Source organism: Streptomyces sp. NPDC016562 (genome assembly GCF_043076955.1).
GTDB lineage: Bacteria > Actinomycetota > Actinomycetes > Streptomycetales > Streptomycetaceae > Streptomyces.
Genome location: NZ_JBIBRZ010000001.1, coordinates 30,152 through 54,801, shown reverse-complemented (window position 1 = coordinate 54,801; position 24,650 = coordinate 30,152). Strand labels below are relative to the sequence as shown.

Genomic DNA, 24,650 nt, shown 5'->3' with positions numbered 1-24,650 from the left:
CGGCGAAAAGCGCTCCTCCGCCGCCCCCTCCCGCTAAGGCCCCTGGTAACCGATGCCGCTCACCCTCGCCTCGCTCGTCCAGCACTCGGCGCTCAAGCTCAGCGTGCGGGCGGGGGAGAACCGCCTCGACACCCCGGTCCGCTGGGCCCACGTCAGCGAGCTCGCCGACCCCGTCCCCTACATGGAGGGCGGGGAGCTGCTCCTGATCACCGCGATGAAGCTGGACGCGGAGGACCCCGAGGAGATGCGGCGCTACGTACGCCGCCTCGCCGCGGCCGGGGTCGTCGGCATCGGCTTCGCGATCGGCGTCAACTACGAGGCGGTCCCCGACGCGCTGGTCGAGGCGGCGCGCGCCGAGGACATGCCGCTGCTGGAGGTACCGCGCCGGACCCCGTTCCTCGCGATCAGCAAGGCCGTCTCCGCCGCCCTCGCCGCCGACCAGTACCGGGCCGTGACCGCCGGTTTCGAGGCGCAGCGCGAGCTGACCCGCGCCGCGCTCTCCGCCGACGGGCCCGCCGAGCTGCTGGCGAAGCTGGCCGCCCACGTGCACGGCTGGGCCGCGCTGTACGACACCTCGGGCGCCGTGGTCGCCGCGGCCCCGGACTGGGCCGCCCGCCGCGCCGCCCGGCTGACCCCCGACGTGGAGCGGCTGCGGGAGCGGCCCGCGCCCGCCAGCGCCGTGGTCGGCGGCTCCGAGGACCGCGTCGAGCTCCAGTCCCTCGGTACGGGCCGCCGGGCCCGGGGCGCGCTGGCCGTCGGCACCGGAGCCCCGCTGGGCACGGCCGAGCGGTACGCCGTCCACTCCGCGGTCGCGCTGCTGACCCTCACCACCGAGCGCTCCCGCTCGCTGCACGACGCCGAGTCCCGGCTGGGGGCGGCGGTCCTGCGGATGCTGCTGGCGGGCGAGGCCGAGCACGCGCGGTCCGTCGCCGGGGACCTGTACGGAGGGCTGCTGGAGGCACCCTTCCGGCTGATCGCCGCCGAGCCGGCGCTGGCCGGGACGGCGCAGCCGCAGGGCCTGGCGCTGCTGGCCGACGCGGTGGAGTCGGCGGCGGCCCGCACGGGCGAGTCGCTGCTGGTGGTCCCGGAGGCGGGGCGGCTCGTGGTGCTGGCCGCCGACGCGGGCTCCGCCGTACAGGCGTGCGCGGACCACGCGGAGGCGCTGGAGGCACGGCGCGGCCGGGACGCGGCCGGGCCCGAGCCGGACGAACTCGTCGTCGGCCTGTCCGCACCCGCCACCGCGGACACCGTGGCCGCGGCCCTCAAACAGGCCGACCAGGCGCTCGCCGTGGCCCGCCGCCGCGGCCGGCCGATCGTGGAGCACGAGGACATGGCGGCCGGCTCGGTCCTGCCGCTGCTGGCCGACGACGCCGTACGGGCCTTCGCGGACGGCACCCTGCGCGCGCTGCGGGACCACGACGCGACCGGACGCGGCGACCTCGTGGCCTCGCTCCAGGCTTGGCTCTCCCGCCACGGCCAGTGGGACGCGGCGGCCGCCGACCTCGGCGTTCACCGGCACACCCTGCGCTACCGGATGAAGCGGGTCGAGGAGATCCTCGGCCGCTCCCTGGAGGACCCCGACGTCCGCATGGAGCTGTGGCTCGCCCTCAAGGCGTCCTCGGCCCCCTCGTAGCCGGGCGGCTCGACCCGCCGGGGCGACAGTGACAAACCGGCGAAGCCCGGCGACCCGCCGCTCCATCAGGGACAAACGCCCAAACGCCGACGGCGTCCTACCGTGGAGGGGACAAGACGACCGCACACTCCGAAGGGCCGGGATTCGCATGACTTCCACCCACGCCTTCTGGCTCGCCGGCCGCCAGGCCACCGGCGAGGACAGCTTCGACGTCCACTCCCCGTGGGACGGACGCCTCGTCGGCGTCGTCAGCGTGCCCACCGACGAGCAGGTCGAAGAGGCCGTGGCCGCGGCGCACGCCGTGACGGCGGAGTTCTCCGCGACCCCCGCCCACGTACGGGCCGCCGCCCTGGACCACGTGTCCAAGCGGCTCGCGGAGCGCACCGAGGAGATCGCCCAGCTGATCTCCGCCGAGAACGGCAAGCCCATCAAGTGGGCGCGCGGCGAGGTCGGCCGTGCGGTGTCCGTGTTCCGCTTCGCCGCCGAAGAGGCCCGCCGCTTCAACGGCGGAGAGGCCCAGCGCCTCGACACCGACGCCGGTGGCGTCGGCCGCCTCGCGCTGACCCGCCGCTTCGTCAAGGGTCCGGTCCTCGGCATCGCGCCGTTCAACTTCCCGCTGAACCTGTGCGCCCACAAGGTGGCCCCGGCCATCGCCGTCGGCGCGCCGATCATCCTGAAGCCGGCCCCGGCCACGCCCCTGTCCGGGCTGATCCTGGGTGAGCTGCTCGCCGAGACCGACCTCCCGGCCGGCTCCTGGTCGGTCCTGCCGGTCGCGAACGACAAGATGCCCGCCCTGGTCAAGGACGAGCGCCTGCCCGTGATCTCCTTCACCGGTTCCGACACCGTCGGCTACGCCATCCAGCAGTCGGTGCCGCACAAGCACTGCACCCTGGAGCTCGGCGGCAACGCCGCGGCCGTCGTCCTGGACGACTGGTCCTCCGAGGCCGACCTCGACTGGGCCGCGACCCGCATCGCGACCTTCTCGAACTACCAGGCCGGCCAGTCCTGCATCTCCGTGCAGCGCGTGATCGCCGACGCCTCCGTCTACGACCGCCTCGTCGAGAAGGTCGTCGCGAAGGTCCAGGCGCAGGTCACCGGCGACCCGTCCGACTCGGCCACCGACGTGGGCCCCCTCGTCTCCGAGGCCGCCGCCCAGCGCGTCGAGTCCTGGGTCGAGGAGGCCGTGTCCGCCGGAGCCAAGCTGCTCACCGGCGGCAAGCGCACGGGTGCCTCGTACGAGCCGACCGTGATCGCGCACGTCCCGGACGGCGTCAAGCTCGCCACCGAGGAGGTCTTCGGGCCGGTCCTGACGCTGCAGAAGGTCGAGAACACCGACGAGGCCTTCGCCGCCGTCAACGACTCGAAGTTCGGCCTGCAGACCGGCGTCTTCACGCGGAACATCCAGACCGCGTTCCGCGCCCACCGCGAGCTGGAGGTCGGCGGTGTCGTCGTCGGCGACGCGCCGTCCTACCGCGCCGACCAGATGCCCTACGGCGGCGTCAAGCAGTCCGGCGTCGGCCGCGAGGGCGTCCGCTACGCGATGGACGACTACACGTACGAGCGAGTCCTGGTCCTGACCGGCCTCGACATCTGATCTCGTACGGCCAAAGAGCCGACGGCCTGGACCTACTGTGCGGGGGTCCAGGCCGTCCCCCTTTTCCCGGGGGCGTGAACGGGGTACGACTCACAGGTAGCACCGGCTGGTAATCCGGTGTACCCGACTCGGCGGCGAGGTGAGCCCCCTCATGTCCGCAACACAGCCCGTACAGCCCAAGGTGACCGAACGCGAGGCACGGCAGGTCGCGGAAGCGGCCAGGGAACAGGACTGGCGCAAACCCAGCTTCGCCAAGGAGCTCTTCCTCGGGCGGTTCAGGCTCGACCTGATCCACCCCCATCCGCTCCCCGCGGACGAGGACGTGCGGCGCGGCGAGGCCTTCCTGGCCCGGCTGCGGGAGTTCTGCGAGAGCTCGATCGACGGCGCGCGCATCGAGCGCGAGGCGAAGATCCCCGACGAGACCGTGCGCGGGCTCAAGGAGCTCGGCGCCCTCGGCATGAAGATCGACCCCAAGTACGGGGGCCTGGGCCTCACGCAGGTCTACTACAACAAGGCGCTCGCCCTGGTCGGCTCGGTGAGCCCGGCCATCGGCGCCCTGCTCTCGGCCCACCAGTCGATCGGCGTCCCCCAGCCGCTGAAGATGTTCGGCACGCAGGAGCAGAAGGACGCCTACCTCCCGCGCTGCGCCACCACCGCCATCAGCGCCTTCCTGCTCACCGAACCCGACGTGGGGTCCGACCCGGCCCGCCTGGCCACCACCGCCGTGCCCGACGGCGAGGACGCCTACGTCCTCGACGGCGTGAAGCTGTGGACCACCAACGGGGTCGTCGCGGACCTGCTCGTCGTGATGGCCCGGGTCCCCAAGTCCGAGAACCACCGCGGCGGGATCACCGCCTTCGTCGTCGAGGCCGACTCGCCGGGGATCACCGTCGAACACCGCAACGCCTTCATGGGCCTGCGCGGCCTGGAGAACGGCGTCACCCGCTTCCACCAGGTCCGGGTCCCCGCCGACCAGCGCATCGGCGCCGAGGGCGCCGGGCTCAAGATCGCCCTGACCACCCTCAACACCGGCCGGCTGTCGCTTCCTGCCATGTGCGTCGGCGCCGGGAAGTGGTGCCTGAAGATCGCCCGCGAGTGGTCCGGCGTCCGCGAGCAGTGGGGGCGCCCGGTCGCCCGGCACGAGGCGGTCGGCGCCAAGATCTCCTTCATCGCCGCCACCACCTTCGCGCTCGAAGCGGTCGTCGACCTCGCCTCCCAGATGGCCGACGAGGACCGCAACGACATCCGCATCGAGGCCGCCCTCGCCAAGCTCTACGGATCCGAGATGGCCTGCCTGATGGCCGACGAGCTGGTCCAGATCCGCGGCGGCCGCGGCTTCGAGACCGCCGAGTCGCTCGCCGCCCGCGGCGAGCGCGCCGTCCCCGCCGAGCAGATGCTCCGCGACCTGCGCATCAACCGGATCTTCGAGGGCTCGACGGAGATCATGCACCTGCTGATCGCCCGCGAGGCCGTCGACGCCCACCTCTCGGTGGCCGGCGACCTCATCGACCCCGACAAGGCGCTCGGCGACAAGGCCAGGGCCGGCGCCCGCGCCGCCGGGTTCTACGCCCGCTGGCTGCCCAAGCTGGCCACCGGTCCCGGCCAGGTCCCCGGCACCTACCGCGCCTTCCACCCCAGCGGCCACCCCGACCTCGCCACCCACCTGCGCTATGTCGAGCGCAGCGCCCGCAAACTCGCCCGCTCCACCTTTTACGCCATGTCCCGCTGGCAGGGCCGCATGGAGACCAAGCAGGGCTTCCTCGGCCGGATCGTCGACATCGGCGCCGAACTGTTCGCGATGAGCGCGGCCTGCGTCCGCGCCGAGCACCTGCGCGCCGCCGGCGAGCACGGCCGCGAGGCGTACCAGCTGGCCGACGCCTTCTGCGAGCAGTCCCGGCTGCGCGTGGAGGAGCTCTTCGGCCGGCTCTGGTCCAACACCGACGACCTCGACCGCAAGGTCGTCGCGGGCGTCCTGTCCGGCACCTACACCTGGCTGGAGGACGGGGTCCTGGACCCCTCCGGCGACGGCCCCTGGATCGCGGACGCCGCCCCCGGACCCTCCACCGGGAAAAACGTGCACCGCCCCTTCCGCTGACCTGCGATCATCACCGGACGCCGGACGGGCGTACGAGGATGAGTACGGGCGCCGGTCGTGGACCGGCACAGCCCGTACGAGCACAGCACGAGGCGGACGAGAACGATGCCGACGGCCGAGGAAGACCGCACCAGCCGACGGCTGGCCTGGTGCGTGGCGCACCTGCTGCGCCACGCACCGGACCACGTCGTCACCGACCTGATCGGCCGGCTCGACCGGCCCACCCGCAAGTACCTGTGCCGGGACGAGTGGCTCTCCGCCTCGACCGTCACCCTGCTCCTGCGCCACGGCGGCGAGGCCGACCGGCACTTCATCGCCCGCAACCCGCGCGTCGTCGGACGGCCGCTGCCCGGCCTGCCGGGCCCCGCGCGCTACGCCGCCCACCCCGGGCCCTCGCCCGAACTGCTGGGCGCGGTCGGCCCCGGACCGTTCACCACCGACGAGCTGATCGCGCTGCTGCGCCGGCACGGCCGCAGCCCCCGGATCCCCCTCACCCTGCTGCGGATGCCGCACCCCGACCTGGACACCGCGACGCTGCTGCGCGAACACGCCCGCGACCCGCTGCCGCCCACGGCGGTCGAGGCCCTGCTGCTCGTCGGCGGCCTGCCCCCCGGCGTCTGCCGGTCGCTGCTCGACGCCGGCGCGCAGGAGGCGGCCGGCCACCGGTGGTACCGGCCCGCCGTCCGGGCCGTCCGGATGGGGCTGCTCACCTTCGACGAGCTCGTCGCCCACGTCGCCCCCGCGCACCGCACCCTGCTGCTCGCGGACCTCTCCGGGGCCAGGGGACTGCGCTGGACCCTCCCGGAGCGGGCCGGGATGCGGACGGCCGTCGTACGGGCGCTGCGCCCCCTGCGCGACGACCCCCGGCTCTGGGCCGAGCTGCTGCGCCGCGCCCCCGCCTTCCCCGGCACCCTGCCGGTGCTCGTGGCCCGGATCGTGCGGGGGACCCTGCCGCAGGCGGCCGGGGCGGCCGGCGAACCCGAGGTCCGCGGGCTCGCCGCGGCGGTGCGCTCCCTGGCCCCGAGGGCCGCCGAGCCCCCCGCGGGCGGAGTCGACCGCGAACTGGCCCTGGCGAGCCTCGCGGTGCCCATGGAGTCCGTCCAGGAGGACATCCGGTGGGTGCGCGACTGCCTGGCCCGCGGGCTGCTCACCGGACAGGACGTCATCCGGCACAAGGCGCCCGCCTGCTGGGCCCTGGACGAGGACCACTGGCTGGGCGACGTGGACCACCCCGACCGGCACGACTGGACCGCGCCGGTGCTCGACGCGCACGCCGAGGCCGACCGGCTGTTCGCGCTGGCCCTCGGCGCCGATCCGGACGCCTGGTGGCGCGTGGCCCTCACGCTCCCGGACTTCGCCGGAACGCTCCCGCACCTGCTCCTGCGGGTCACGGACGGGGGCTCCGTGTCCGAGCCGATCTGACTTGCGGCAACAATGGGGGCATGAGCGACCGTCCAGCCCCCCTCGCCGATCCGCACCTCCTCTTCGACCCCGCGGCCGGCCGCCGGGACATCGTCATCCTGGGGTCCACCGGATCCATCGGCACCCAGGCCATCGATCTCGCCCTGCGCAACCCCGACCGGTTCCGGGTCACCGCGCTGTCCGCCGCCGGCGGACGCGTCGGGCTGCTGGCCGAACAGGCCCGGCGGCTGCGGGTCGAGAAGGTGGCCGTCGCCCGCGAGGACGTCGTACCGGCCCTGAAAGAGGCGCTGAGCGCCCAGTACGGTCCCTCCGAGCCGATGCCCGAGATCCTTGCCGGCCCCGACGCGGCGACCGAACTCGCCGCCTCCCCGTGCCACACCGTGCTCAACGGCATCACCGGCTCCATCGGTCTCGCGCCGACCCTCGCCGCGCTGCGGGCGGGCCGCACCCTGGCCCTCGCCAACAAGGAGTCGCTGATCGTCGGCGGCCCGCTGGTGAAGGAGCTCGCGCGGCCCGGCCAGATCATCCCGGTGGACTCCGAGCACGCGGCGCTCTTCCAGGCGCTCGCCGCCGGCACCCGCGCCGACGTCCGCAAGCTCGTGGTCACCGCCTCCGGCGGGCCCTTCCGCGGCCGCACCCGCGCCGAGCTGGCGGCCGTGACGGTCGAGGACGCGCTCGCGCACCCGACCTGGGCGATGGGCCCCGTCATCACCGTGAACAGCGCGACCCTGGTCAACAAGGGGCTGGAGGTCATCGAGGCGCACCTGCTCTACGACATCCCCTTCGACCGCATCGAGGTCGTCGTCCACCCGCAGTCGTACGTGCACTCGATGGTGGAGTTCACCGACGGCTCCACGCTCGCCCAGGCCACCCCGCCGGACATGCGCGGCCCCATCGCCATCGGCCTCGGCTGGCCGCAGCGGATCCCGGACGCGGCCCCCGCCTTCGACTGGACCAAGGCCTCCACCTGGGAGTTCTTCCCGCTGGACACGGAGGCCTTCCCCGCGGTGGACCTGGCCCGGCACGTCGGCACCCTCGGCGGCACCGCCCCGGCCGTGTTCAACGCGGCCAACGAGGAGTGCGTGGAGGCTTTCCTGGCCGGTCGGCTGCCGTTCACAGCAATCATGGATACGGTCTCTGCCGTGGTCGATGAGCACGGGACGCCGGAGTCGGGAACTTCCCTGACCGTCCAGGACGTCCTTGAAGCGGAGGCCTGGGCCAGGGCCCGGGCGCGGGAAATGGCGGCTCGGGCCGCCGCGGAGGCGCGCGCATGACACTACTGATGACGGTGCTCGGGATCGTGGTCTTCTTCGTCGGGCTGCTGGTCTCCATCGCCTGGCACGAGCTGGGGCACCTGTCCACGGCCAAGCTCTTCGGCATTCGCGTGCCGCAGTACATGGTGGGCTTCGGCCCGACCATCTGGTCCCGGCACAAGGGCGAGACCGAGTACGGGATCAAGGCCATCCCCATGGGCGGCTACATCCGCATGATCGGGATGTTCCCCCCGGGCGAGGACGGCCGGGTCACCGCCCGCTCCACCTCGCCGTTCCGGTCGATGATCGAGGACGCGCGCTCGGCCGCGTACGAGGAGCTCCAGCCCGGCGACGAGAGCCGGCTCTTCTACACGCGCAAGCCGTGGAAGCGCGTGATCGTGATGTTCGCCGGCCCCTTCATGAACCTGGTCCTGGCCGTGGCGATCTTCCTCACCACGCTGATGACCTTCGGGCTGAACACCCAGACCACCTCGGTCGCCACGGTCTCGGACTGCGTCATCCAGCAGAGCGAGAAGCGCGACAAGTGCGCCCCGGGGGACCCGGCCGCCCCCGCCAAGGCGGCGGGCCTGCAGGCCGGCGACAAGATCGTCGCCTTCAACGGCCGCGCCGTCGGCGACTGGTCGGCCCTGCAGAAGGACATCCGCGCCACCGTCGGCCCCGCCACGATCACCGTGGAGCGGGCCGGCCGGCGCATGGACCTCACGGCCAACCTGATCGAGAACAAGGTCGCCAAGACCGACGGCAGCGGCAAATACGTCAAGGACCAGTACGTCACCGCGGGCTTCCTGGGCTTCGCCCCCGCCCAGGGCTACGTCCCGCAGTCCTTCGGCCAGTCCGTCGACCGCATGGGCGAGATGATGGAGGCCGGCGTGCAGTCGCTGGTCGACCTGCCCGCCAAGGTCCCCGACCTGTGGAACGCGGCCTTCAACGGGGCCGAGCGCAAGCAGGACAGCCCGATGGGCGTCGTCGGCGCGGCGCGGGTCAGCGGTGAGATCTTCGCCCTCGACATCCCGGCCAGCCACATGCTGGTGTTCTTCCTGAACCTGCTGGCCGCCTTCAACCTCTCGCTGTTCCTGTTCAACATGCTGCCCCTGCTCCCGCTCGACGGCGGGCACATCGCCGGCGCCCTGTGGGAGTCGGTCCGGCGCACCGTGGCGCGGATCTTCCGGCGCCCCGACCCCGGCCCGTTCGACGTGGCGAAGCTGATGCCCGTCGCGTACGTCGTCGCCGGCGTGTTCATCTGCTTCACCGTGCTGGTGATGGTCGCGGACGTGGTGAACCCGATCAAGATCACCTAGCCCTCGGGCCGTCTGCCGCAGATCCACCGGAGCCGGGCACACATCGTGCCCGGCTCCCCACATTCGGGTGGCACACCCCCTCGGATGCACGGGGGCCGCCGGGCTTGGCGTAATCTCGAAGGCTGGAGCCCGCCGAATTCGGGACCTTGATCCACACCTTGGGGTTGCACAGCAGATGACTGCCATCTCTCTCGGAATGCCGGCCGTGCCGACGAAGCTTGCCGACCGCAGGGTCAGCCGCAAGATCCAGGTCGGTTCCGTGGCCGTCGGTGGCGACGCACCCGTATCGGTGCAGTCGATGACCACCACCCGTACCTCCGACATCGGCGCCACGCTCCAGCAGATCGCCGAGCTCACCGCCTCCGGCTGCAACATCGTCCGCGTGGCCTGCCCGACCCAGGACGACGCCGACGCACTCGCCGTGATCGCGAAGAAGTCGCAGATCCCGGTCATCGCCGACATCCACTTCCAGCCGAAGTACGTGTTCGCCGCGATCGACGCCGGCTGCGCCGCGGTCCGCGTGAACCCGGGCAACATCAAGCAGTTCGACGACAAGGTCAAGGAGATCGCGCGGGCCGCCAAGGACGCGGGCACCCCGATCCGCATCGGCGTCAACGCGGGCTCGCTCGACGCCCGGCTGCTGAAGAAGTACGGCAAGGCCACCCCGGAGGCGCTGGTCGAGTCCGCGCTGTGGGAGGCCTCCCTCTTCGAGGAGCACGGCTTCAGCGACATCAAGATCTCGGTCAAGCACAACGACCCGGTCGTGATGGTCAACGCCTACCGCCAGCTCGCCGCCGCCTGTGACTACCCGCTGCACCTCGGCGTCACGGAGGCCGGCCCCGCCTTCCAGGGCACCATCAAGTCCGCCGTCGCCTTCGGCGCGCTGCTCTCCGAGGGCATCGGCGACACCATCCGCGTCTCCCTCTCGGCCCCGCCGGTCGAGGAGGTCAAGGTCGGCATCCAGATCCTGGAGTCCCTGAACCTCAAGCCGCGCCGCCTGGAGATCGTCTCCTGCCCGTCCTGCGGGCGGGCCCAGGTCGACGTCTACAAGCTGGCCGAGGAGGTCACGGCGGGCCTGGAGGGCATGGAGGTCCCGCTGCGCGTCGCGGTCATGGGCTGCGTCGTCAACGGCCCGGGCGAGGCCCGCGAGGCCGACCTCGGCGTCGCCTCCGGCAACGGCAAGGGCCAGATCTTCGTCAAGGGCGAGGTCATCAAGACCGTCCCCGAGTCGAAGATCGTGGAGACCCTCATCGAAGAGGCGATGAAGATCGCCGAGCAGATGGAGAAGGACGGCGTGATGAGCGGCGAGCCGACCGTCGCCATCGGAGTCTAGGCACCGCGAGGTGCCGCCCCGGCCCCGTTCCCGCAGCTCGCGGGCGGGGCCGGGGCTTTTCCGTGACCGCGGACGCGGCATCGTCTGGCATCGCCGGGTACAGTGCGGAGATCAGCGACTTGCATGGTGAGGCCCCAGTGTTGACGCAGACCACCACCCGGGTCCTCGAGCCCAGTGATCTCGACGCCGCGCTCGAGATCCTCGGACGCGAGCCGGTCGAGAACGCCTTCGTCGCCTCCCGGGTCCAGGTCGCCGGGCTCGACCCCTGGCGCCTGGGCGGCGAGATGTGGGGCTGGTACGCCCACGGCGAGTTGCGCTCGCTCTGCTACGCGGGCGCCAACCTGGTCCCCGTCTGCGCCGAGCCGGACGCCGTACGGGCCTTCGCCGACCGCGCCCGCCGCACCGGCCGCCGGTGCTCCTCCATCGTCGGTCCGGCCGGGCCCACCCGGCTGCTGTGGCAGCTCCTGGAGCCCACCTGGGGACCGGCCCGCGAGGTCCGCCCGCACCAGCCGCTCATGACCATCGAGAGCCCGTCCACCACGATCGAGCCCGACCCCCTGGTCCGCCGGGTCCGCAAGGACGAGATGGACCTGATCATGCCCGCCTGCGTGGCCATGTTCACCGAGGAGGTCGGCGTCTCCCCGATGGCCGGGGACGGGGGCCTGCTCTACCAGGCCCGCGTCGCCGAGCTGGTCGCCGGCGGCCGCTCCTTCGCCCGCGTCGAGGACGGCACGGTCGTCTTCAAGGCGGAGATCGGCGCCGCCACCGCCCGCGCCTGCCAGATCCAGGGCGTGTGGGTGGCCCCCGAGTTCCGCGGCCGGGGCCACTCCGAGGCCGGGATGGCCGCCGTCGTCGCCTACGCGCTGCGCGACGTGGCCCCCGTGGTCAGCCTCTACGTGAACGACTTCAACGCCGCCGCGCGGGCCTCGTACCGCCGCGTCGGCTTCCAGGAGGTCGGCGCGTTCATGAGCGTCCTCTTCTGAACCGGACAAGATCCGGCTGACGGCATTCCGGCGCGGACGTACCGGAAGTAAGGTCGCGGCATGCTCCCTACCGGACTCCGCATCGGCCCTCTCGACCTCGCCGCCCGCGTGGACGAGGCCCTGCGCGTGCAGGCCGTCGCCTTCGGCCTCAGCGAGGAGGAGGTCGGCATCCGGCGCTACATCGTCCAGCGCCACATGACCTGCCGCGGAGCCCGGGCCCTGGGGGCGTTCACCGACGACGGCGCGCTCACCGGCTTCGTCTACGGCATGCCGAACGACCGGACGCACTGGTGGTCCACGATCGTCGCGCCGTACCTGCGGGCCGGCGGGCACGAGGACTGGCTCGACGACTCCTTCGTGATCACCGAGCTGCACGTCCACCCCGGCTTCCAGGGCCACGGCGTCGGCCGCGAGCTGATCACCCGTCTCACCGACGGCGCCGACGAGCCCCGCTCGATCCTCTCGGCCATCGACACCGAGAGCCCCGCCCGCGGGCTCTACCGGGCCCTCGGCTACGCCGACCTCGCCCTGCAGGTCCACTTCCCGAGCGCGAGCCTCCCGTACGCGGTGATGGGGGCCCCGCTGCCGCTGAAGAGGCGCTGAGGCGGCGCCGCGGCCGGCCGTTGAATTGATTTCCGGGGCCGCGAGGGGCCCCGGTAGCCTCCCGTCATGTCCACTTCTCACGTGCAGCGCATGTCCCGCCTCATGGCCAAGACCCTCCGCGAGGACCCGGCCGACGCCGAGACCCTCAGCCACCGGCTCCTGGTCCGCGCCGGCTACGTCCGGCGCACCTCGGCCGGGGTGTGGACGTGGCTGCCGCTCGGCAAGCGGGTCCTGGACAACGTCTCGCGCATCGTCCGCGAGGAGATGGACGCGATCGGGGCCCAGGAGGTGCTGCTCCCCGCCCTGCTGCCCAGGGAGCCGTACGAGGTCAGCGGTCGGTGGTCGGAGTACGGGGACCTGCTCTTCCGCCTCAAGGACCGCAAGGGCGCGGACTACCTGCTCGGTCCGACCCACGAGGAGATCTTCACGCTGGTGGTGAAGGACCAGTGCACCTCGTACAAGGACCTGCCGGTCATGCTGTACCAGATCCAGACCAAGTACCGGGACGAGGCGCGGCCCCGCTCGGGCGTGCTGCGCGGGCGCGAGTTCCAGATGAAGGACTCGTACTCCTTCGACGTGTCCGACGAGGGCCTGGCGGAGTCCTACCGGCTCCACCGCGAGGCGTACGTCCGCATCTTCACCCGGCTCGGGCTGGACCACCGGATCGTGTCGGCGGTGTCGGGGGCGATGGGCGGCTCGGCGTCGGAGGAGTTCCTGGCCCCCGCCGAGGCGGGCGAGGACACCTTCGTGGACTGCCCCTCCTGCGACTACGCGGCGAACACCGAGGCCGTGACCTTCGCCCTGGTCCCGGCGGCGGGGGAGCACCCCGCGCTGGAGGAGGTGGACACCCCGGACACCCCGACGATCGAGACCCTGGCGGCGCACCTGGGGGTGCCGGCCTCGGCGACGCTGAAGAACCTGCTGGTGAAGGTGGACGGCGAGATCGTGGCCGTGGGCGTACCGGGCGACCGGGAGGTGGACCTCGGCAAACTGGGCGAGCACCTGGCCCCGGCGGTGGTGGAGCTGGTGACGGCCGAGGACTTCGTGGACCGGCCCGATCTGGTACGCGGCTACGTGGGCCCGCAGGGCCTGGACAAGGTCCGGTACCTGGCCGACCCCCGTGTGGCGCCCGGCACTTCATGGGTGACCGGGGCCAACAAGGCGGACACGCACGCCCGGAACGTGGTCTGCGGACGCGACTTCGAGGTGGACCGGTACCTGGACGTGGTGGTCGTGGAACCGGGCGACCCCTGCCCGTCCTGCGGCGCCGGCCTGAAGCTCGACCGGGCGATCGAGATCGGCCACATCTTCCAGCTGGGCCGCAAGTACGCGGACGCGTTCGGGCTGGACGTGCTGGGCAAGGAGGGCAAGCCGGTACGGGTCACGATGGGCTCGTACGGCATCGGCGTCTCCCGCGCGGTGGCGGCCCTGGCCGAGCAGACGGCGGACGGGCGCGGGCTGTGCTGGCCGGCGGAGGTGGCCCCGGCCGACGTCCACGTGGTGGCGGCGGGCAAGGCCGTGCCGCTCGCGCTGGCGGAGGAGGCCGCCGCCGCGCTGGCCGCGGCGGGGCGTCGGGTCCTGCTGGACGACCGCCCGGGCCTGTCGCCCGGGGTGAAGCTCACGGACGCGGAGCTGATCGGCGTGCCGTGGATCCTGGTGGCGGGCCGTCGCTCCGCGGAGTCGGTGGTCGAACTGCAGAACCGCGCGACCGGCACCCGCGAAGAACTCCCCTTGCCCGAAGCCCTGTCCCGCCTGACGCCCTGACGCCGGCGAGGCTGAGGGATCGGGGCTCCGCCCCGGACCCCGCGCCTCAAACGCCGGCGGGGCTGGATGTGCGGCGAGGCTGGAAGGGCTGCCCGGGCCATTTCAGCCTCGCCGGCGATTGAGGCGCGGGTCCGGGCGGAGCCCGGGTGGGGGTCCCCCCGGACGGAGTCTGGGGGAGGTGGAAGGGCGGGGTGGGGTACGGCTCCGCGCAGCGGCCGGCCGCCCTACCCGCGCGGCGGGTCCGGCTCCGCCGCGGGCGGCGGCGAGCCGTCCAGGGACCAGCCGACCCCCGTCGCGTCGTCGACCGCGGCCGGCCCGGGGCCTTCGGAAGCCGGGCCGGCCGCAGCCGGGTCTTCGGGAGAGACGGCCCCGCCGGGGCTCGTGCCGGTGGCCGCCTCCCGCTCCGGGAGCCTCGCCGCAGGCGGGACCGTTTCGGGGGCCGTGCCCGTCGCCTCCCGTTCGGGGAGCCAGGAAGAGACCCCGCCGGGACCCGGGCCCGGGGCAGCCTCCTGTTCGGGGAGCGGCGCCGCAGGCGACGGGGCCGCGCGCTCCAGGAAGCGCAGGAGTTCCACCGGGAACGGCAGGACCAGGGTGGAGTTCTTCTCCGCGGCCACCGCCACCACCGTCTGGAGCAGGCGCAGCTGCAGCGCCGCCGGCTGGTCCGACATCACCGCGGCCGCATCGGCCAGCTTGTGCGAGGCCTGCAGCTCCGCATCGGCGTTGATCACCCGGGCCCGCCGCTCGCGGTCCGCCTCCGCCTGCCGGGCCATCGACCGCTTCATCGTCTCCGGCAGCGAGACGTCCTTGATCTCGACCCGGTCGATCTGCACGCCCCAGCCCACCGCCGGGCTGTCGATCATCAGCTCCAGGCCCTGGTTGAGCATCTCCCGGTTGGACAGCAGGTCGTCCAGGTCCGACTTACCGATGATCGACCTGAGCGAGGTCTGCGCCATCTGCGAGACGGCGAAGCGGTAGTCCTCCACCGCCACCACCGCACTCGCCGGGTCCACGACCTTGAAGTACACGACCGCGTCCACCCGCACCGTGACGTTGTCCCGGGTGATGCCCTCCTGGGCCGGCACCGGCAGCGTCACGATCTGCATGTTGACCTTCCGCAGCCGGTCCACCCCGGGCACGATCACCGTGAAGCCCGGCGGCCGGATCTCGTCCCGCAGCCGACCGAAGCGGAAGACCAGACCCCGCTCGTACTGCTTCACCACCCGGGCCGCGGCGCCCAGGTACGCGGCGACGCCCACGGCCGCGGCGATTCCCGCTGTCAGCAGTTCTTCGACCATGACGGCCCCCTGCCCGACATACCTCTTTTCCTACGGTATGCCCTACAACCAGGCGGCGAACTCCAGCAGCAGCTCCGCATCCCGGCGCCGCCCCGCGGCCAGCGCCCGGTTCCCCGACTCCACCGCCCGGAACAGCGTCCAGCCCCGCAGCCGCTCCCGGTCCACCTCCAGCGCGTCGGCCAACTTGTTCACCCGGCGCCGGGCCCCGCCCGCCCCCGCCGAGGAGGCCACCTGGTCCTCCAGCCGGTCCCGGACCAGCCGCGCCACGTCGTACGCCCGCTCGCCGACCAGCGGTTCCGGGCCCACCGTCAGCCACGGCGCCCGCTCGCCCGCCAGCACCTTGCCCTGCCGGAAGTTCCCGTGCAGCAGCAGTTCCTCCGGCGGAGCCGCCAGCAGCTCCTCGCGCATCGCCAGGGCCGTGTCGGCCAGCGCCCGGACCTCCGCCGGGGCCGCCCGAAGCGCCTGCGACTGGCGCGCGGTGCGCTCCGCCACCGTCTCCCAGCCGTGCCCGGCCGGCGGGGCCACCCACAGCCTGCGCAGCGTCCCGCTGGCCTCCAGCAGCGCCTTCGTCTCCGGCAGCGACCGCAGCGACACCTCCGGGTGCAGCCGCTCCAGCAGCAGCGCCCCGTCCTCCTCGTGGTGGCGGGTGTCGAGGACCCGTACGGCCCCGAAGCCGCCCCAGTGCGCCAGCGCGGCCAGCTCCCGGTCGGGCCGGGCGTGCGGCGGCGCCAGCTTCAGGGCGGCCGGGGTCCCGTCGGCGTACGTCACGAGGACGACCACGCTGCTGCGCCCGCCCGGGGCCTGGACCCGATGGGCCCTTAGCCCGCGCCGGGAGAGCGCGGCCTCGGTGAGCCGGGGCAACTGCCCCAGCCAGTCCGCGTCCTGCGCTGTCCCCGGCATCTCGCCGAGCGCCCGTACGAGCCGCTGCGGCGGTTCGAAAGCCATGCGTGCGTGGTCCCTTTCAGCTGGTGAGAGCTCCTTACGCGCGTTCCGGGAGCCCAGGGAAGGCTACGCCTGCGCCGCGCCAGCGCGCCGACCGCACGGCCGCGGCGCTCAGCGCGTCGGCCGCCTCGCGGCGCAGCGGGCCCTCCGCCGACCGCACCAGGTCCGCGTACGCGCCCGCCACCCGGTCCTCGATGTCGGCGGCCAGCCGCTCGGCGTCGGCCGCGGTGCGCACCTCGAACGGCAGGGCGTAGGCCGCCGCCGAGGGCCGGGGCGCGCCCCCCAGCTCCCGTACGGTCCGGGTCAGCGCGTCACGCCGCGCGAGGTGGGCGCCGTACGCCTCGCGGGCCTCGGTCGCGCGGGCGCCGGTGGTGCGGGCGCCGATCACCCCGTAGCCGTAGGAGGCCGCGTGCTCGGCGGCGAGCGCGGCCTGCGCGGCCTCCAGGACCGGGCCGGGGGCGGCGGGTTCGGGCTTCACGAAGCGGCTCCCGGAGTCGAGGTCAGCAGGTGGGCGTGGACGGCGCCGCAGGCGGCCACCGAGGCCAGCATCCGCGCCAGCTCCCCGGGAGCTCCGGCCAGGTCGATGGTCCGGGCCTCGGACAGGCTCCGTTCGGCGTCCGCGAGCGCGGTCAGCGCCTCGGCGGCCACCGGGGGCACCGGCTCGCCGCTCGACGCGGGCGCGGCCGCACCCGCGGCGACGGACGCGGCGGCGGACGGCGAGCCCGTGGAGGTCGGGGACAGGGCGGCGGTGTGCGCCGCGACGGCGGCGCGCAGCGGCGCGAGCCGCCCGGCCAGGGCCGGATGGGCGGCGGCGGTGGCGTCGTAACGTTCCAGCAGTCGCGTACTGTCACGAACGGCCGCCTCCCGCATCCGCCGTTCGAGCGGAATTCCGGTGTCGCCACCGGGCGGGCGGTCGTCGGAGCACCCGGCGAGCAGTGCGGCGCCCACCGCACCGGCGGCGCCGGTGAGCAGGCTCCTGCGCGAGGGTCTCAAAGGCGGAGTCCAGGGCACGGCGGCGTCCTTCGGGTGATGACCGGGCTGGTGGCGGGGCAGGGTGTGATCACGGTACCCGGGGGCCCCGTCCACAGCGCGGACGGCAACACCCTCCGACACCGGATACCCTTTGACCTGACACACGACGGAAACCACAACAGCACACGCGGCCGAGGAGTCACCCGGATGAGCACGACCCAGAGCGACAGGCTGCGCGGACTGCTGGAGCCTCTCGTCGCCGCCAAGGGCCTGGACCTCGAAGAGATCGAGATGTCACGGGCGGGCAAGCGCCGGATGCTGCGGATCATCGTGGACTCCGACGAGGGCGTGGAACTGGACGCGTGTGCGGAGCTGAGTCGCGAGGTCTCCGACAAGCTCGACGAAACCGACGTGATGGGCGAGGACGAGTACGTCCTCGAAGTGAGCTCGCCGGGCGCCGACCGCCCGCTGACCGAGCACCGTCACTACGTACGGGCCATCGGCCGTCTCGTGAAGTTCCAGCTGGCGGAGGGCGGGGAAGTCATCGCCCGCATCCTCGACGTCGACGACGAGGGACTGGACCTCGAAGTTCCGGGCGTGAAGGGCCGCAAGGCCACCGCCCGCCGCATTGCTTTCACCGACATCGCCAAGGCGCGTGTCGAGATCGAGTTCAACCGCAAGGACAAGAAGGAAGAGGAGGCGTAGCCGTGGACATCGACATGAGTGCCCTGCGGGGTCTGGTCCGGGAGAAGGAGATCTCCTTCGACCTGCTCGTCGAAGCGATCGAGTCGGCCCTCCTCATCGCGTACCACCGGACCGAGGGGAGCTTCCGCCGCGCTCGCGTCGTGCTGGACCGCACCAACGGTCACGTGGTCGTGTGGGCGACGGAAGACCCGAGGGACCTCGAAGAGGGGCAGGAGCCCAAGGAGTTCGACGACACCCCGTCGGACTTCGGCCGGATCGCCGCGACGACCGCCAAGCAGGTGATCCTGCAGCGTCTGCGCGACGCCGAGGACGACCTGACCTTCGGCGAGTTCGCCGGCCGGGAGGGTGACGTCATCACCGGCGTCGTCCAGCAGGGCAAGGACCCGAAGAACGTCCTCGTCGACATCGGCAAGCTGGAGGCCATCCTGCCCGTGCAGGAGCAGGTCCCCGGTGAGGAGTACACGCACGGCCTGCGCCTGAAGGCGTACGTCGTGCGCGTGGCGAAGGGTGTCCGCGGCCCGTCCGTGACCCTGTCGCGCACGCACCCCAACCTGGTGAAGAAGCTCTTCGCGCTGGAGGTCCCGGAGATCGCCGACGGCAGCGTCGAGATCTCGGCGATCGCCCGTGAGGCCGGTCACCGCACCAAGATCGCCGTACGGTCCACCCGCTCGGGCCTCAACCCGAAGGGCGCCTGCATCGGCCCGATGGGCAGCCGTGTGCGCAACGTGATGGCCGAACTGCACGGTGAGAAGATCGACATCGTCGACTGGTCGGACGACCCGGCGGAGATGGTCGCGAACGCGCTGTCACCCGCCCGGGTGAGCAAGGTCGAGGTCGTCGACTGGGACACGCGTTCCGCCCGGGTGACCGTCCCCGACTACCAGCTGTCGCTGGCCATCGGCAAGGAGGGCCAGAACGCCCGCCTCGCCGCGCGGCTCACCGGCTGGCGCATCGACATCCGTCCCGACACCGAGGCGTCCCCGGACGCGGACCGGGACCGGGGCGGGGAATAAACCGGTACCGGCCGGGGCTACCCGGACGGTAGACAGGTGCACGGCCACCGCTCCGGCGGTGGTGGATCAGGACAACACAACAGCCGTTCGATTTCTCTCCCGCCGTTTGTCGGGAGAGAGGTCGGTGCGGGGAGGTAGACTTAGGCGTGTCTGGCCGGACGCAAGCCCGCGCATGCCCCGAACGCACCTGTGTGGGGTGTCGGGAGCGAGCGGCCAAGAGCGATTTGCTGCGCATCGTGGCGATCGGGGACGAATGCGTCCCCGATCCACGCGGTACGCTGCCCGGCCGGGGTGCCTACGTGCACCCCGCCGTGGTCTGCCTCGACCAGGCGGTCCGACGGCGCGCGTTTCCCCGGGCCCTCCGGTCCGCCGGAGCGCTCGATACGGCGGCGCTGCGCACAGCCCTGGCCGTTGCGGCCGGGGCGACACCGTAAGACAGAAGAGAACGGCACGGATGCCCCGTGCGGTCAGGTACCTCGCGAGTTGGAAGTAGGTCGAGATTGCGATGAGCACTCGATGAGTACGCGATGAGTACGCCCATGAAGTAGCAACGGTCCGGCGTAACCCGGACCTAAAAGGAGCGAAGTGGCTAAGGTCCGGGTATATGAACTCGCCAAGGAGTTCGGAGTTGAGAGCAAGGTCGTCATGGCCAAGCTCCAGGAACTCGGTGAGTTCGTCCGTTCGGCGTCCTCGACGATCGAGGCGCCGGTTGTGCGCAAGTTGACCGACGCACTGCAGGGTCCCGGCGGCAACGCCGGCAAGTCCGCTGCGAAGCCGGGTGCGCCCCGCAAGGCCGCCCCCGCCAAGCCCGGGGCGCCCACCCCGGGTGCGACTGCACGTCCCGCTGCGCCGAAGCCCGGCGCACCGGCCCCCAAGCCGGTCGTCGCGGAGGCCCCGGCCGCCGCAGCGCCCGCCCCGGTGACTCCGGCCGCCTCCGGCCCGCGTCCCGGCCCGAAGGCTCCGGCCGCCCCGAAGCCCGCTCCGGCGGCTCCCGTGGCGACCGAGTTCTCCGCGCCGCCGGCGGCTCCCGCCGCCCCGGCGCGCACCGAGCGTCCCGCCGCCGCGGCTCCCGGCCCCCGTCCGGCGCAGCAGCGTCCGGCGCAGGGCCAGGGTGGCCAGGCCGGCGCCCGTCCCGGCGCCCCGCGCCCGGCCGGTGCCGCTCCCCAGGGGCAGCGCCCCGCCGGCGCCCCCGGCGCTCAGGCTCCGCGTCCCCAGGGTGCCCGTCCGGCGGGTCCCCGCCCGGGCAACAACCCCTTCACCTCTGGTGGCTCCACCGGCATGGCGCGCCCGCAGGCGCCCCGTCCGGCCGGCGCTCCCCGTCCCGGTGCCCCCGGCGCCGGTGGCGGCCAGGGTGCTCCCCGCCCGCAGGGCGGCCCCGGCGGCGCTCCGCGTCCGCAGGGTGCCGGCGCAGGTCGTCCGACCCCCGGCGGCATGCCCCGTCCGCAGGGCGGCGCCCCGCGTCCAGGTGGTGCTCCCGGTGGTAACCGTCCGAACCCGGGCATGATGCCGCAGCGTCCCGCTGCCGGTGGTCCCGGTCCCCGTCCCGGTGGCGGCCCCGGTGGCCGTGGTCCCGGTGCGGGCGGTGCCCGTCCCGGCGGCGGCGCCGGTCGTCCCGCGGGCGGCGGCTTCGCAGGCCGTCCGGCCGGTCCGGGCTCGCGTCCCGGCGGCGGTGGCGGCTTCGGCGGCCCGCGTCCCGGTGGCGGCGGCTTCGGCGGCGGTCCGGCCGGTGCCGGCGGCGGCGGTCGTCCCGGCTTCGGCGGGCGTCCCGGTGGTCCCGGTGCCCGTGGTGGCACGCAGGGCGCCTTCGGCCGTCCCGGTGGTCCGGCCCGTCGTGGTCGCAAGTCCAAGCGTCAGAGGCGCCAGGAGTACGAGGCCATGCAGGCCCCGTCCGTCGGCGGCGTGATGCTGCCGCGCGGTGGCGGCGAGACCGTGCGCCTGTCGCGCGGTGCCTCCCTCACCGACTTCGCGGAGAAGATCAACGCCAACCCGGCGTCGCTCGTCGCCGTGATGATGAACCTCGGCGAGATGGTCACCGCCACGCAGTCCGTCTCCGACGAGACGCTCGAAATGCTGGCCGGCGAGATGAACTACGTCGTCCAGATCGTCAGCCCGGAGGAAGAGGACCGCGAGCTCCTCGAGGGCTTCGACATCGAGTTCGGCGAGGACGAGGGCGGCGAGGAATACCTCATGCCGCGTCCGCCGGTCGTGACCGTCATGGGTCACGTCGACCACGGTAAGACCCGACTGCTCGACGCCATCCGCAAGACGAACGTCGTCGCGGGCGAGGCCGGTGGCATCACGCAGCACATCGGTGCGTACCAGGTCTCCACCGAGGTCAACGACGAAGAGCGTCGCATCACCTTCATCGACACCCCCGGTCACGAGGCGTTCACCGCCATGCGTGCCCGTGGTGCCAAGTCGACCGACATCGCGATCCTCGTGGTCGCGGCCAACGACGGCGTCATGCCGCAGACGATCGAGGCGCTCAACCACGCCAAGGCCGCCGGCGTCCCGATCGTCGTCGCGGTCAACAAGATCGACGTCGAGGGTGCCGACCCGGTCAAGGTGCGCGGTCAGCTCACCGAGTTCGGTCTGGTCGCCGAGGAGTACGGCGGCGACACGATGTTCGTCGACATCTCCGCCAAGCAGGGTCTGCACATCGACTCCCTGCTGGAGGCCGTCGTCCTCACCGCCGACGCCTCGCTCGACCTGCGCGCCAACCCGGAGCAGGACGCTCAGGGTATTGCGATCGAGTCCCACCTCGACCGCGGCCGCGGCGCCGTCGCCACCGTCCTCGTCCAGCGCGGTACCCTCCGCGTCGGCGACACGATGGTCGTGGGCGACGCCTACGGCCGAGTGCGCGCCATGCTCGACGACAAGGGCAACAACGTCGAGGAAGCGGGTCCGTCGACCCCCGTCCTGGTCCTGGGTCTCACCAACGTCCCCGGCGCCGGCGACAACTTCCTCGTCGTCGACGAGGACCGTACGGCCCGTCAGATCGCCGAGAAGCGTGCTGCGCGTGAGCGCAACGCCAACTTCGCCAAGCGTGTCCGCCGGGTGTCCCTGGAAGACCTCGACTCGGTCCTCAAGGCCGGTCTCGTCCAGGAACTCAACCTCATCATCAAGGGCGACGCGTCCGGTGCGGTCGAGGCTCTCGAGTCCTCGCTGCTCCAGCTCGACGTCGGTGAAGAGGTCGACATCCGCGTCCTGCACCGCGGTGTGGGTGCGGTCACCGAGTCCGACATCTCGCTGGCGATGGGCTCCGACGCCATCGTCATCGGTTACAACGTCCGTGCGGCCGGCCGTGCCGCGCAGATGGCGGACCGCGAGGGCGTCGACGTCCGCTACTACTCGGTGATCTACCAGGCCATCGAGGAGATCGAGGCGGCCCTGAAGGGTCTCCTCAAGCCGGAGTACGAAGAGGTCGAGCTCGGTACGGCGGAGGTCCGCGAGATCTTCCGCTCGTCCAAGCTGGGCAACATCGCCGGTGTCCTCATCCGGTCCGGCGAGGTCAAGCGCAACACCAAGGCGCGTCTCATCCGCGATGGCAAGGTCATCGCCGAGAACCTCACCATCTCCGGTCTGCGCCGCTTCAAGGACGACGTCACCGAGATCCGCGAGGGCTTCGAGGGTGGTATCAACCTCGGTTCCTTCAACGACATCAAGATCGACGACGTCATCGCGACGTACGAGATGCGCGAGAAGCCCCGCGCGTAAGCGCGAGGCGGTTCGCACCGTGTCGTAACTCGTAACCGGGGCCGGTCGGCGGAATATCCGTCGATCGGCCCCGGCCGTTGCGTGTACGGTTCTGGTGACCCGGCCGCACGAGCGCCCGGGTGATCCTGCCGGGCGACGGTCCGGCAGGCCACCGAACCCGCACCGGCGGGATATCCGGAACTGCATGTACGTGGGGACTCTGTCCTTCGACCTGCTCCTCGGCGACGTCCACTCGCTGAAGGAGAAACGCTCCGTCGTCCGGCCCATCGTCGCCGAGCTCCAACGCAAGTTCTCCGTGAGCGCGGCTGAAGTGGGCGACCAGGACCTGCACCGCAGGGCCCGTATAGGGGTCGCCCTGGTGAGTGGGGACGCGGGGTTCCTCTCGGACGTACTCGACCGCTGCGAGCGGCTGGTCGCGGCCCGTCCGGAAGTGGAGCTGCTGTCCGTACGACGGCGCCTCCACGGTGATGAAGACTGATAGCAAGACATAAGAAGGAGACGGACCAGTGGCCGACAATGCGCGGGCGAAGAAGCTGGCGGACCTCATCCGGGAGGTGGTGGCCGAGAAGCTGCAGCGTGGTGTCAAGGACCCCCGCCTCGGTACGCACGTGACCATCACGGACACCCGGGTCACCGGCGACCTGCGGGAGGCCACGGTCTTCTACACGGTCTACGGGGACGACGAGGACCGGGCCAGCGCGGCTGCGGGCCTGGAGAGCGCCAAGGGCGTACTGCGTTCCGCGGTGGGCCGGGCGGCGGGGACCAAGTTCACGCCCACCCTGACCTTCGTCGCGGACGCCCTCCCGGAGAACGCCAAGACCATCGAGGACCTCCTGGAGAAGGCGCGCACCTCGGACGCCCAGGTGCGCGAGGTCTCCTCCGGAGCCCAGTACGCCGGCGACGCCGACCCGTACAAGAAGCCGGGCGACGAGGACGACGAGGACGCAGCCGCGGAATGAGCACCAACGCAGGGAAGACTCCGGACGGCCTGGTCATCGTCGACAAGCCGTCCGGTTTCACTTCGCACGACGTGGTCGCCAAGATGCGCGGGATCGCCAAGACCCGCCGCGTCGGCCACGCGGGCACGCTCGACCCGATGGCGACGGGCGTGCTGGTCCTGGGCGTCGAGAAGGCCACCAAGCTCCTCGGCCACCTCGCGCTCACGGAGAAGGAGTACCTCGGCACGATCCGCCTGGGCCAGAACACCCTGACGGACGACGCCGAGGGCGAGATCACCTCCTCCATCGACGCAGGCGGGGTCACCCGGGAGGCCGTGGACGCGGGCGTCGCCAAGCTGACCGGCGAGATCATGCAGGTCCCGTCCAAGGTCAGCGCCATCAAGATCAAGGGCGTGCGCTCCTACAAGCGCGCGCGGGACGGCGAGGACTTCGAGATCCCGGCCCGGCCGGTGACCGTCTCCTCCTTCCAGGTGTACGACATGCGGGAGGCGCAGGCCCTGGACGGCACCAAGGTCGTCGACCTCGTCGTCTCCGTCGTCTGCTCCAGCGGTACGTACATCCGCGCCCTCGCCCGTGACCTGGGCGCCGACCTCGGCGTCGGCGGCCACCTCACCGCGCTGCGGCGCACCCGGGTGGGCCCCTACAAGCTCGACCGGGCGCGGACGCTGGACCAGCTCCAGGAGGAGCTGACCGTCATGCCGATCGGCGAGGCGGCCGCGGCCGCCTTCCCGCGCTGGGACCTGGACGCCCGGCGGGCCTCGCTGCTCGCCAACGGCGTGCGGATCGACATGCCGCAGGAGTACGAGGCCGGCCGCACGGTCGCGGTCTTCGGGCCGCAGGGCCAGCTGCTCGGGCTCGTCGAGAGCAAGGGCGGCAAGGCGAAGTCCCTCGCGGTCTTCGTCTGAACCCGACGGACGTCTCCGTCGGCTTCGTCGACGTGGAGCGGTGAGCGCCCATGGTCTGCCGTTCACCGCTCCACGACCCCCCTCGGGTAGGTCTCTATCCACCCGGAGCCCCGTATTCACCCGTCCGAGCAGGCGCTCGGAGT

At 72.6% G+C, this 24,650-nt stretch carries 21 protein-coding genes; 17 read left to right on the top strand and 4 right to left on the bottom strand.

Annotation, left to right across the window (positions count from 1 at the left end; translation table 11 throughout):
* The first annotated feature begins 52 nt into the window (after positions 1-52).
* The 10 genes from ACF059_RS00220 (at position 53) to ACF059_RS00175 (ending at position 13,999) form a co-directional block, all read left to right on the top strand.
* Complete coding sequence (locus ACF059_RS00220) at positions 53-1,633, top strand: PucR family transcriptional regulator (protein WP_392049536.1); 1,581 nt, start codon at positions 53-55, stop codon at positions 1,631-1,633.
* A 148-nt stretch (positions 1,634-1,781) separates the two neighbouring features.
* Positions 1,782-3,227: an aldehyde dehydrogenase family protein gene (locus ACF059_RS00215; RefSeq protein WP_366864846.1), complete on the top strand. Its 1,446-nt coding sequence runs from the start codon at positions 1,782-1,784 to the stop codon at positions 3,225-3,227.
* Between the two features lie 151 nt (positions 3,228-3,378).
* Positions 3,379-5,322, top strand: a complete 1,944-nt coding sequence (locus ACF059_RS00210) for an acyl-CoA dehydrogenase family protein (RefSeq protein WP_392049533.1) — start codon at positions 3,379-3,381, stop codon at positions 5,320-5,322.
* Between the two features lie 105 nt (positions 5,323-5,427).
* A complete protein-coding gene (locus ACF059_RS00205) occupies positions 5,428-6,744 on the top strand; it encodes a hypothetical protein (RefSeq protein WP_392049530.1) in 1,317 nt (438 codons plus the stop codon).
* Positions 6,745-6,764: 20 nt separating this feature from the next.
* Positions 6,765-8,018, top strand: coding sequence for a 1-deoxy-D-xylulose-5-phosphate reductoisomerase (gene dxr / locus ACF059_RS00200; protein ID WP_392049527.1), 1,254 nt, complete (start codon positions 6,765-6,767; stop codon positions 8,016-8,018).
* A complete protein-coding gene (locus ACF059_RS00195) occupies positions 8,015-9,316 on the top strand; it encodes a M50 family metallopeptidase (RefSeq protein ID WP_392049524.1) in 1,302 nt (433 codons plus the stop codon). The genes dxr and ACF059_RS00195 overlap by 4 nt, the downstream gene beginning before the upstream one ends.
* Before the next feature lie 175 nt (positions 9,317-9,491).
* Positions 9,492-10,649 carry a flavodoxin-dependent (E)-4-hydroxy-3-methylbut-2-enyl-diphosphate synthase gene (ispG, locus tag ACF059_RS00190; RefSeq protein WP_360902978.1) on the top strand — a complete coding sequence of 386 codons (1,158 nt, stop codon included), beginning with the start codon at positions 9,492-9,494 and terminating at the stop codon, positions 10,647-10,649.
* A 137-nt stretch (positions 10,650-10,786) separates the two neighbouring features.
* Positions 10,787-11,632, top strand: a complete 846-nt coding sequence (locus ACF059_RS00185) for a GNAT family N-acetyltransferase (RefSeq protein ID WP_366864841.1) — start codon at positions 10,787-10,789, stop codon at positions 11,630-11,632.
* 60 nt (positions 11,633-11,692) lie between these two features.
* Complete coding sequence (locus tag ACF059_RS00180) at positions 11,693-12,235, top strand: GNAT family N-acetyltransferase (RefSeq protein ID WP_366864840.1); 543 nt, start codon at positions 11,693-11,695, stop codon at positions 12,233-12,235.
* Positions 12,236-12,301: 66 nt separating this feature from the next.
* Positions 12,302-13,999, top strand: a complete 1,698-nt coding sequence (locus ACF059_RS00175; RefSeq protein ID WP_392049520.1) for a proline--tRNA ligase — start codon at positions 12,302-12,304, stop codon at positions 13,997-13,999.
* Positions 14,000-14,223: 224 nt separating this feature from the next.
* On the opposite strand, the gene ACF059_RS00170 is transcribed toward ACF059_RS00175, so the two are convergent.
* Genes ACF059_RS00170 through ACF059_RS00155 form a run of 4 tightly spaced genes read right to left on the bottom strand, consistent with a single transcriptional unit; the run spans position 14,224 to position 17,247 of the window.
* Positions 14,224-15,294: a slipin family protein gene (locus tag ACF059_RS00170; RefSeq protein ID WP_392049517.1), complete on the bottom strand. Its 1,071-nt coding sequence runs from the start codon at positions 15,292-15,294 to the stop codon at positions 14,224-14,226.
* 42 nt (positions 15,295-15,336) lie between these two features.
* Complete coding sequence (locus ACF059_RS00165) at positions 15,337-16,239, bottom strand: aminoglycoside phosphotransferase family protein (protein WP_392049514.1); 903 nt, start codon at positions 16,237-16,239, stop codon at positions 15,337-15,339.
* Positions 16,240-16,273: 34 nt separating this feature from the next.
* Entirely contained in the window at positions 16,274-16,714 is a 441-nt protein-coding gene (locus ACF059_RS00160) for a ferritin-like domain-containing protein (protein WP_392049511.1), read from the bottom strand.
* The gene (locus tag ACF059_RS00155) at positions 16,711-17,247 is read right to left on the bottom strand and encodes a hypothetical protein (protein WP_392049508.1); all 537 of its coding nucleotides are present in this window, start codon (positions 17,245-17,247) and stop codon (positions 16,711-16,713) included. The genes ACF059_RS00160 and ACF059_RS00155 overlap by 4 nt, the downstream gene beginning before the upstream one ends.
* A 168-nt stretch (positions 17,248-17,415) precedes the next feature.
* On the opposite strand from ACF059_RS00155, the gene rimP reads away from it, so the two are divergent.
* The 7 genes from rimP to truB all read left to right on the top strand — a co-directional run bounded on the left by rimP (position 17,416) and on the right by truB (position 24,507).
* Positions 17,416-17,913, top strand: coding sequence for a ribosome maturation factor RimP (gene rimP, locus ACF059_RS00150; RefSeq protein ID WP_361948713.1), 498 nt, complete (start codon positions 17,416-17,418; stop codon positions 17,911-17,913).
* Positions 17,914-17,915: 2 nt separating this feature from the next.
* Complete coding sequence (gene nusA / locus ACF059_RS00145; protein WP_392049505.1) at positions 17,916-18,926, top strand: transcription termination factor NusA; 1,011 nt, start codon at positions 17,916-17,918, stop codon at positions 18,924-18,926.
* Positions 18,927-19,072: 146 nt separating this feature from the next.
* Positions 19,073-19,360 carry a YlxR family protein gene (locus tag ACF059_RS00140; protein ID WP_366864832.1) on the top strand — a complete coding sequence of 96 codons (288 nt, stop codon included), beginning with the start codon at positions 19,073-19,075 and terminating at the stop codon, positions 19,358-19,360.
* Positions 19,361-19,511: 151 nt separating this feature from the next.
* A complete protein-coding gene (gene infB, locus ACF059_RS00135) occupies positions 19,512-22,643 on the top strand; it encodes a translation initiation factor IF-2 (RefSeq protein WP_361948704.1) in 3,132 nt (1,043 codons plus the stop codon).
* 184 nt (positions 22,644-22,827) lie between these two features.
* The gene (locus tag ACF059_RS00130; protein ID WP_030651158.1) at positions 22,828-23,121 is read left to right on the top strand and encodes a DUF503 domain-containing protein; all 294 of its coding nucleotides are present in this window, start codon (positions 22,828-22,830) and stop codon (positions 23,119-23,121) included.
* Between the two features lie 28 nt (positions 23,122-23,149).
* Entirely contained in the window at positions 23,150-23,602 is a 453-nt protein-coding gene (gene rbfA / locus ACF059_RS00125) for a 30S ribosome-binding factor RbfA (RefSeq protein WP_030161465.1), read from the top strand.
* On the top strand, positions 23,599-24,507 hold the full coding sequence (gene truB, locus ACF059_RS00120) for a tRNA pseudouridine(55) synthase TruB (RefSeq protein ID WP_392049500.1): 909 nt from the start codon (positions 23,599-23,601) through the stop codon (positions 24,505-24,507). Before rbfA ends, truB begins: the two co-directional genes overlap by 4 nt.
* Positions 24,508-24,650: the final 143 nt, after the last annotated feature.

Coding starts and splice junctions, on each gene's coding strand:
- ACF059_RS00220 (WP_392049536.1), top strand. CDS start 53: ATGCCGCTCACCCTCGCCTCGCTCGTCCAGCACTCGGCGCTCAAGCTC.
- ACF059_RS00215 (WP_366864846.1), top strand. CDS start 1,782: ATGACTTCCACCCACGCCTTCTGGCTCGCCGGCCGCCAGGCCACCGGC.
- ACF059_RS00210 (WP_392049533.1), top strand. CDS start 3,379: ATGTCCGCAACACAGCCCGTACAGCCCAAGGTGACCGAACGCGAGGCA.
- ACF059_RS00205 (WP_392049530.1), top strand. CDS start 5,428: ATGCCGACGGCCGAGGAAGACCGCACCAGCCGACGGCTGGCCTGGTGC.
- dxr (WP_392049527.1), top strand. CDS start 6,765: ATGAGCGACCGTCCAGCCCCCCTCGCCGATCCGCACCTCCTCTTCGAC.
- ACF059_RS00195 (WP_392049524.1), top strand. CDS start 8,015: ATGACACTACTGATGACGGTGCTCGGGATCGTGGTCTTCTTCGTCGGG.
- ispG (WP_360902978.1), top strand. CDS start 9,492: ATGACTGCCATCTCTCTCGGAATGCCGGCCGTGCCGACGAAGCTTGCC.
- ACF059_RS00180 (WP_366864840.1), top strand. CDS start 11,693: ATGCTCCCTACCGGACTCCGCATCGGCCCTCTCGACCTCGCCGCCCGC.
- ACF059_RS00175 (WP_392049520.1), top strand. CDS start 12,302: ATGTCCACTTCTCACGTGCAGCGCATGTCCCGCCTCATGGCCAAGACC.
- ACF059_RS00170 (WP_392049517.1), bottom strand. CDS start 15,294: ATGGTCGAAGAACTGCTGACAGCGGGAATCGCCGCGGCCGTGGGCGTC.
- ACF059_RS00165 (WP_392049514.1), bottom strand. CDS start 16,239: ATGGCTTTCGAACCGCCGCAGCGGCTCGTACGGGCGCTCGGCGAGATG.
- rimP (WP_361948713.1), top strand. CDS start 17,416: ATGAGCACGACCCAGAGCGACAGGCTGCGCGGACTGCTGGAGCCTCTC.
- ACF059_RS00130 (WP_030651158.1), top strand. CDS start 22,828: ATGTACGTGGGGACTCTGTCCTTCGACCTGCTCCTCGGCGACGTCCAC.
- truB (WP_392049500.1), top strand. CDS start 23,599: ATGAGCACCAACGCAGGGAAGACTCCGGACGGCCTGGTCATCGTCGAC.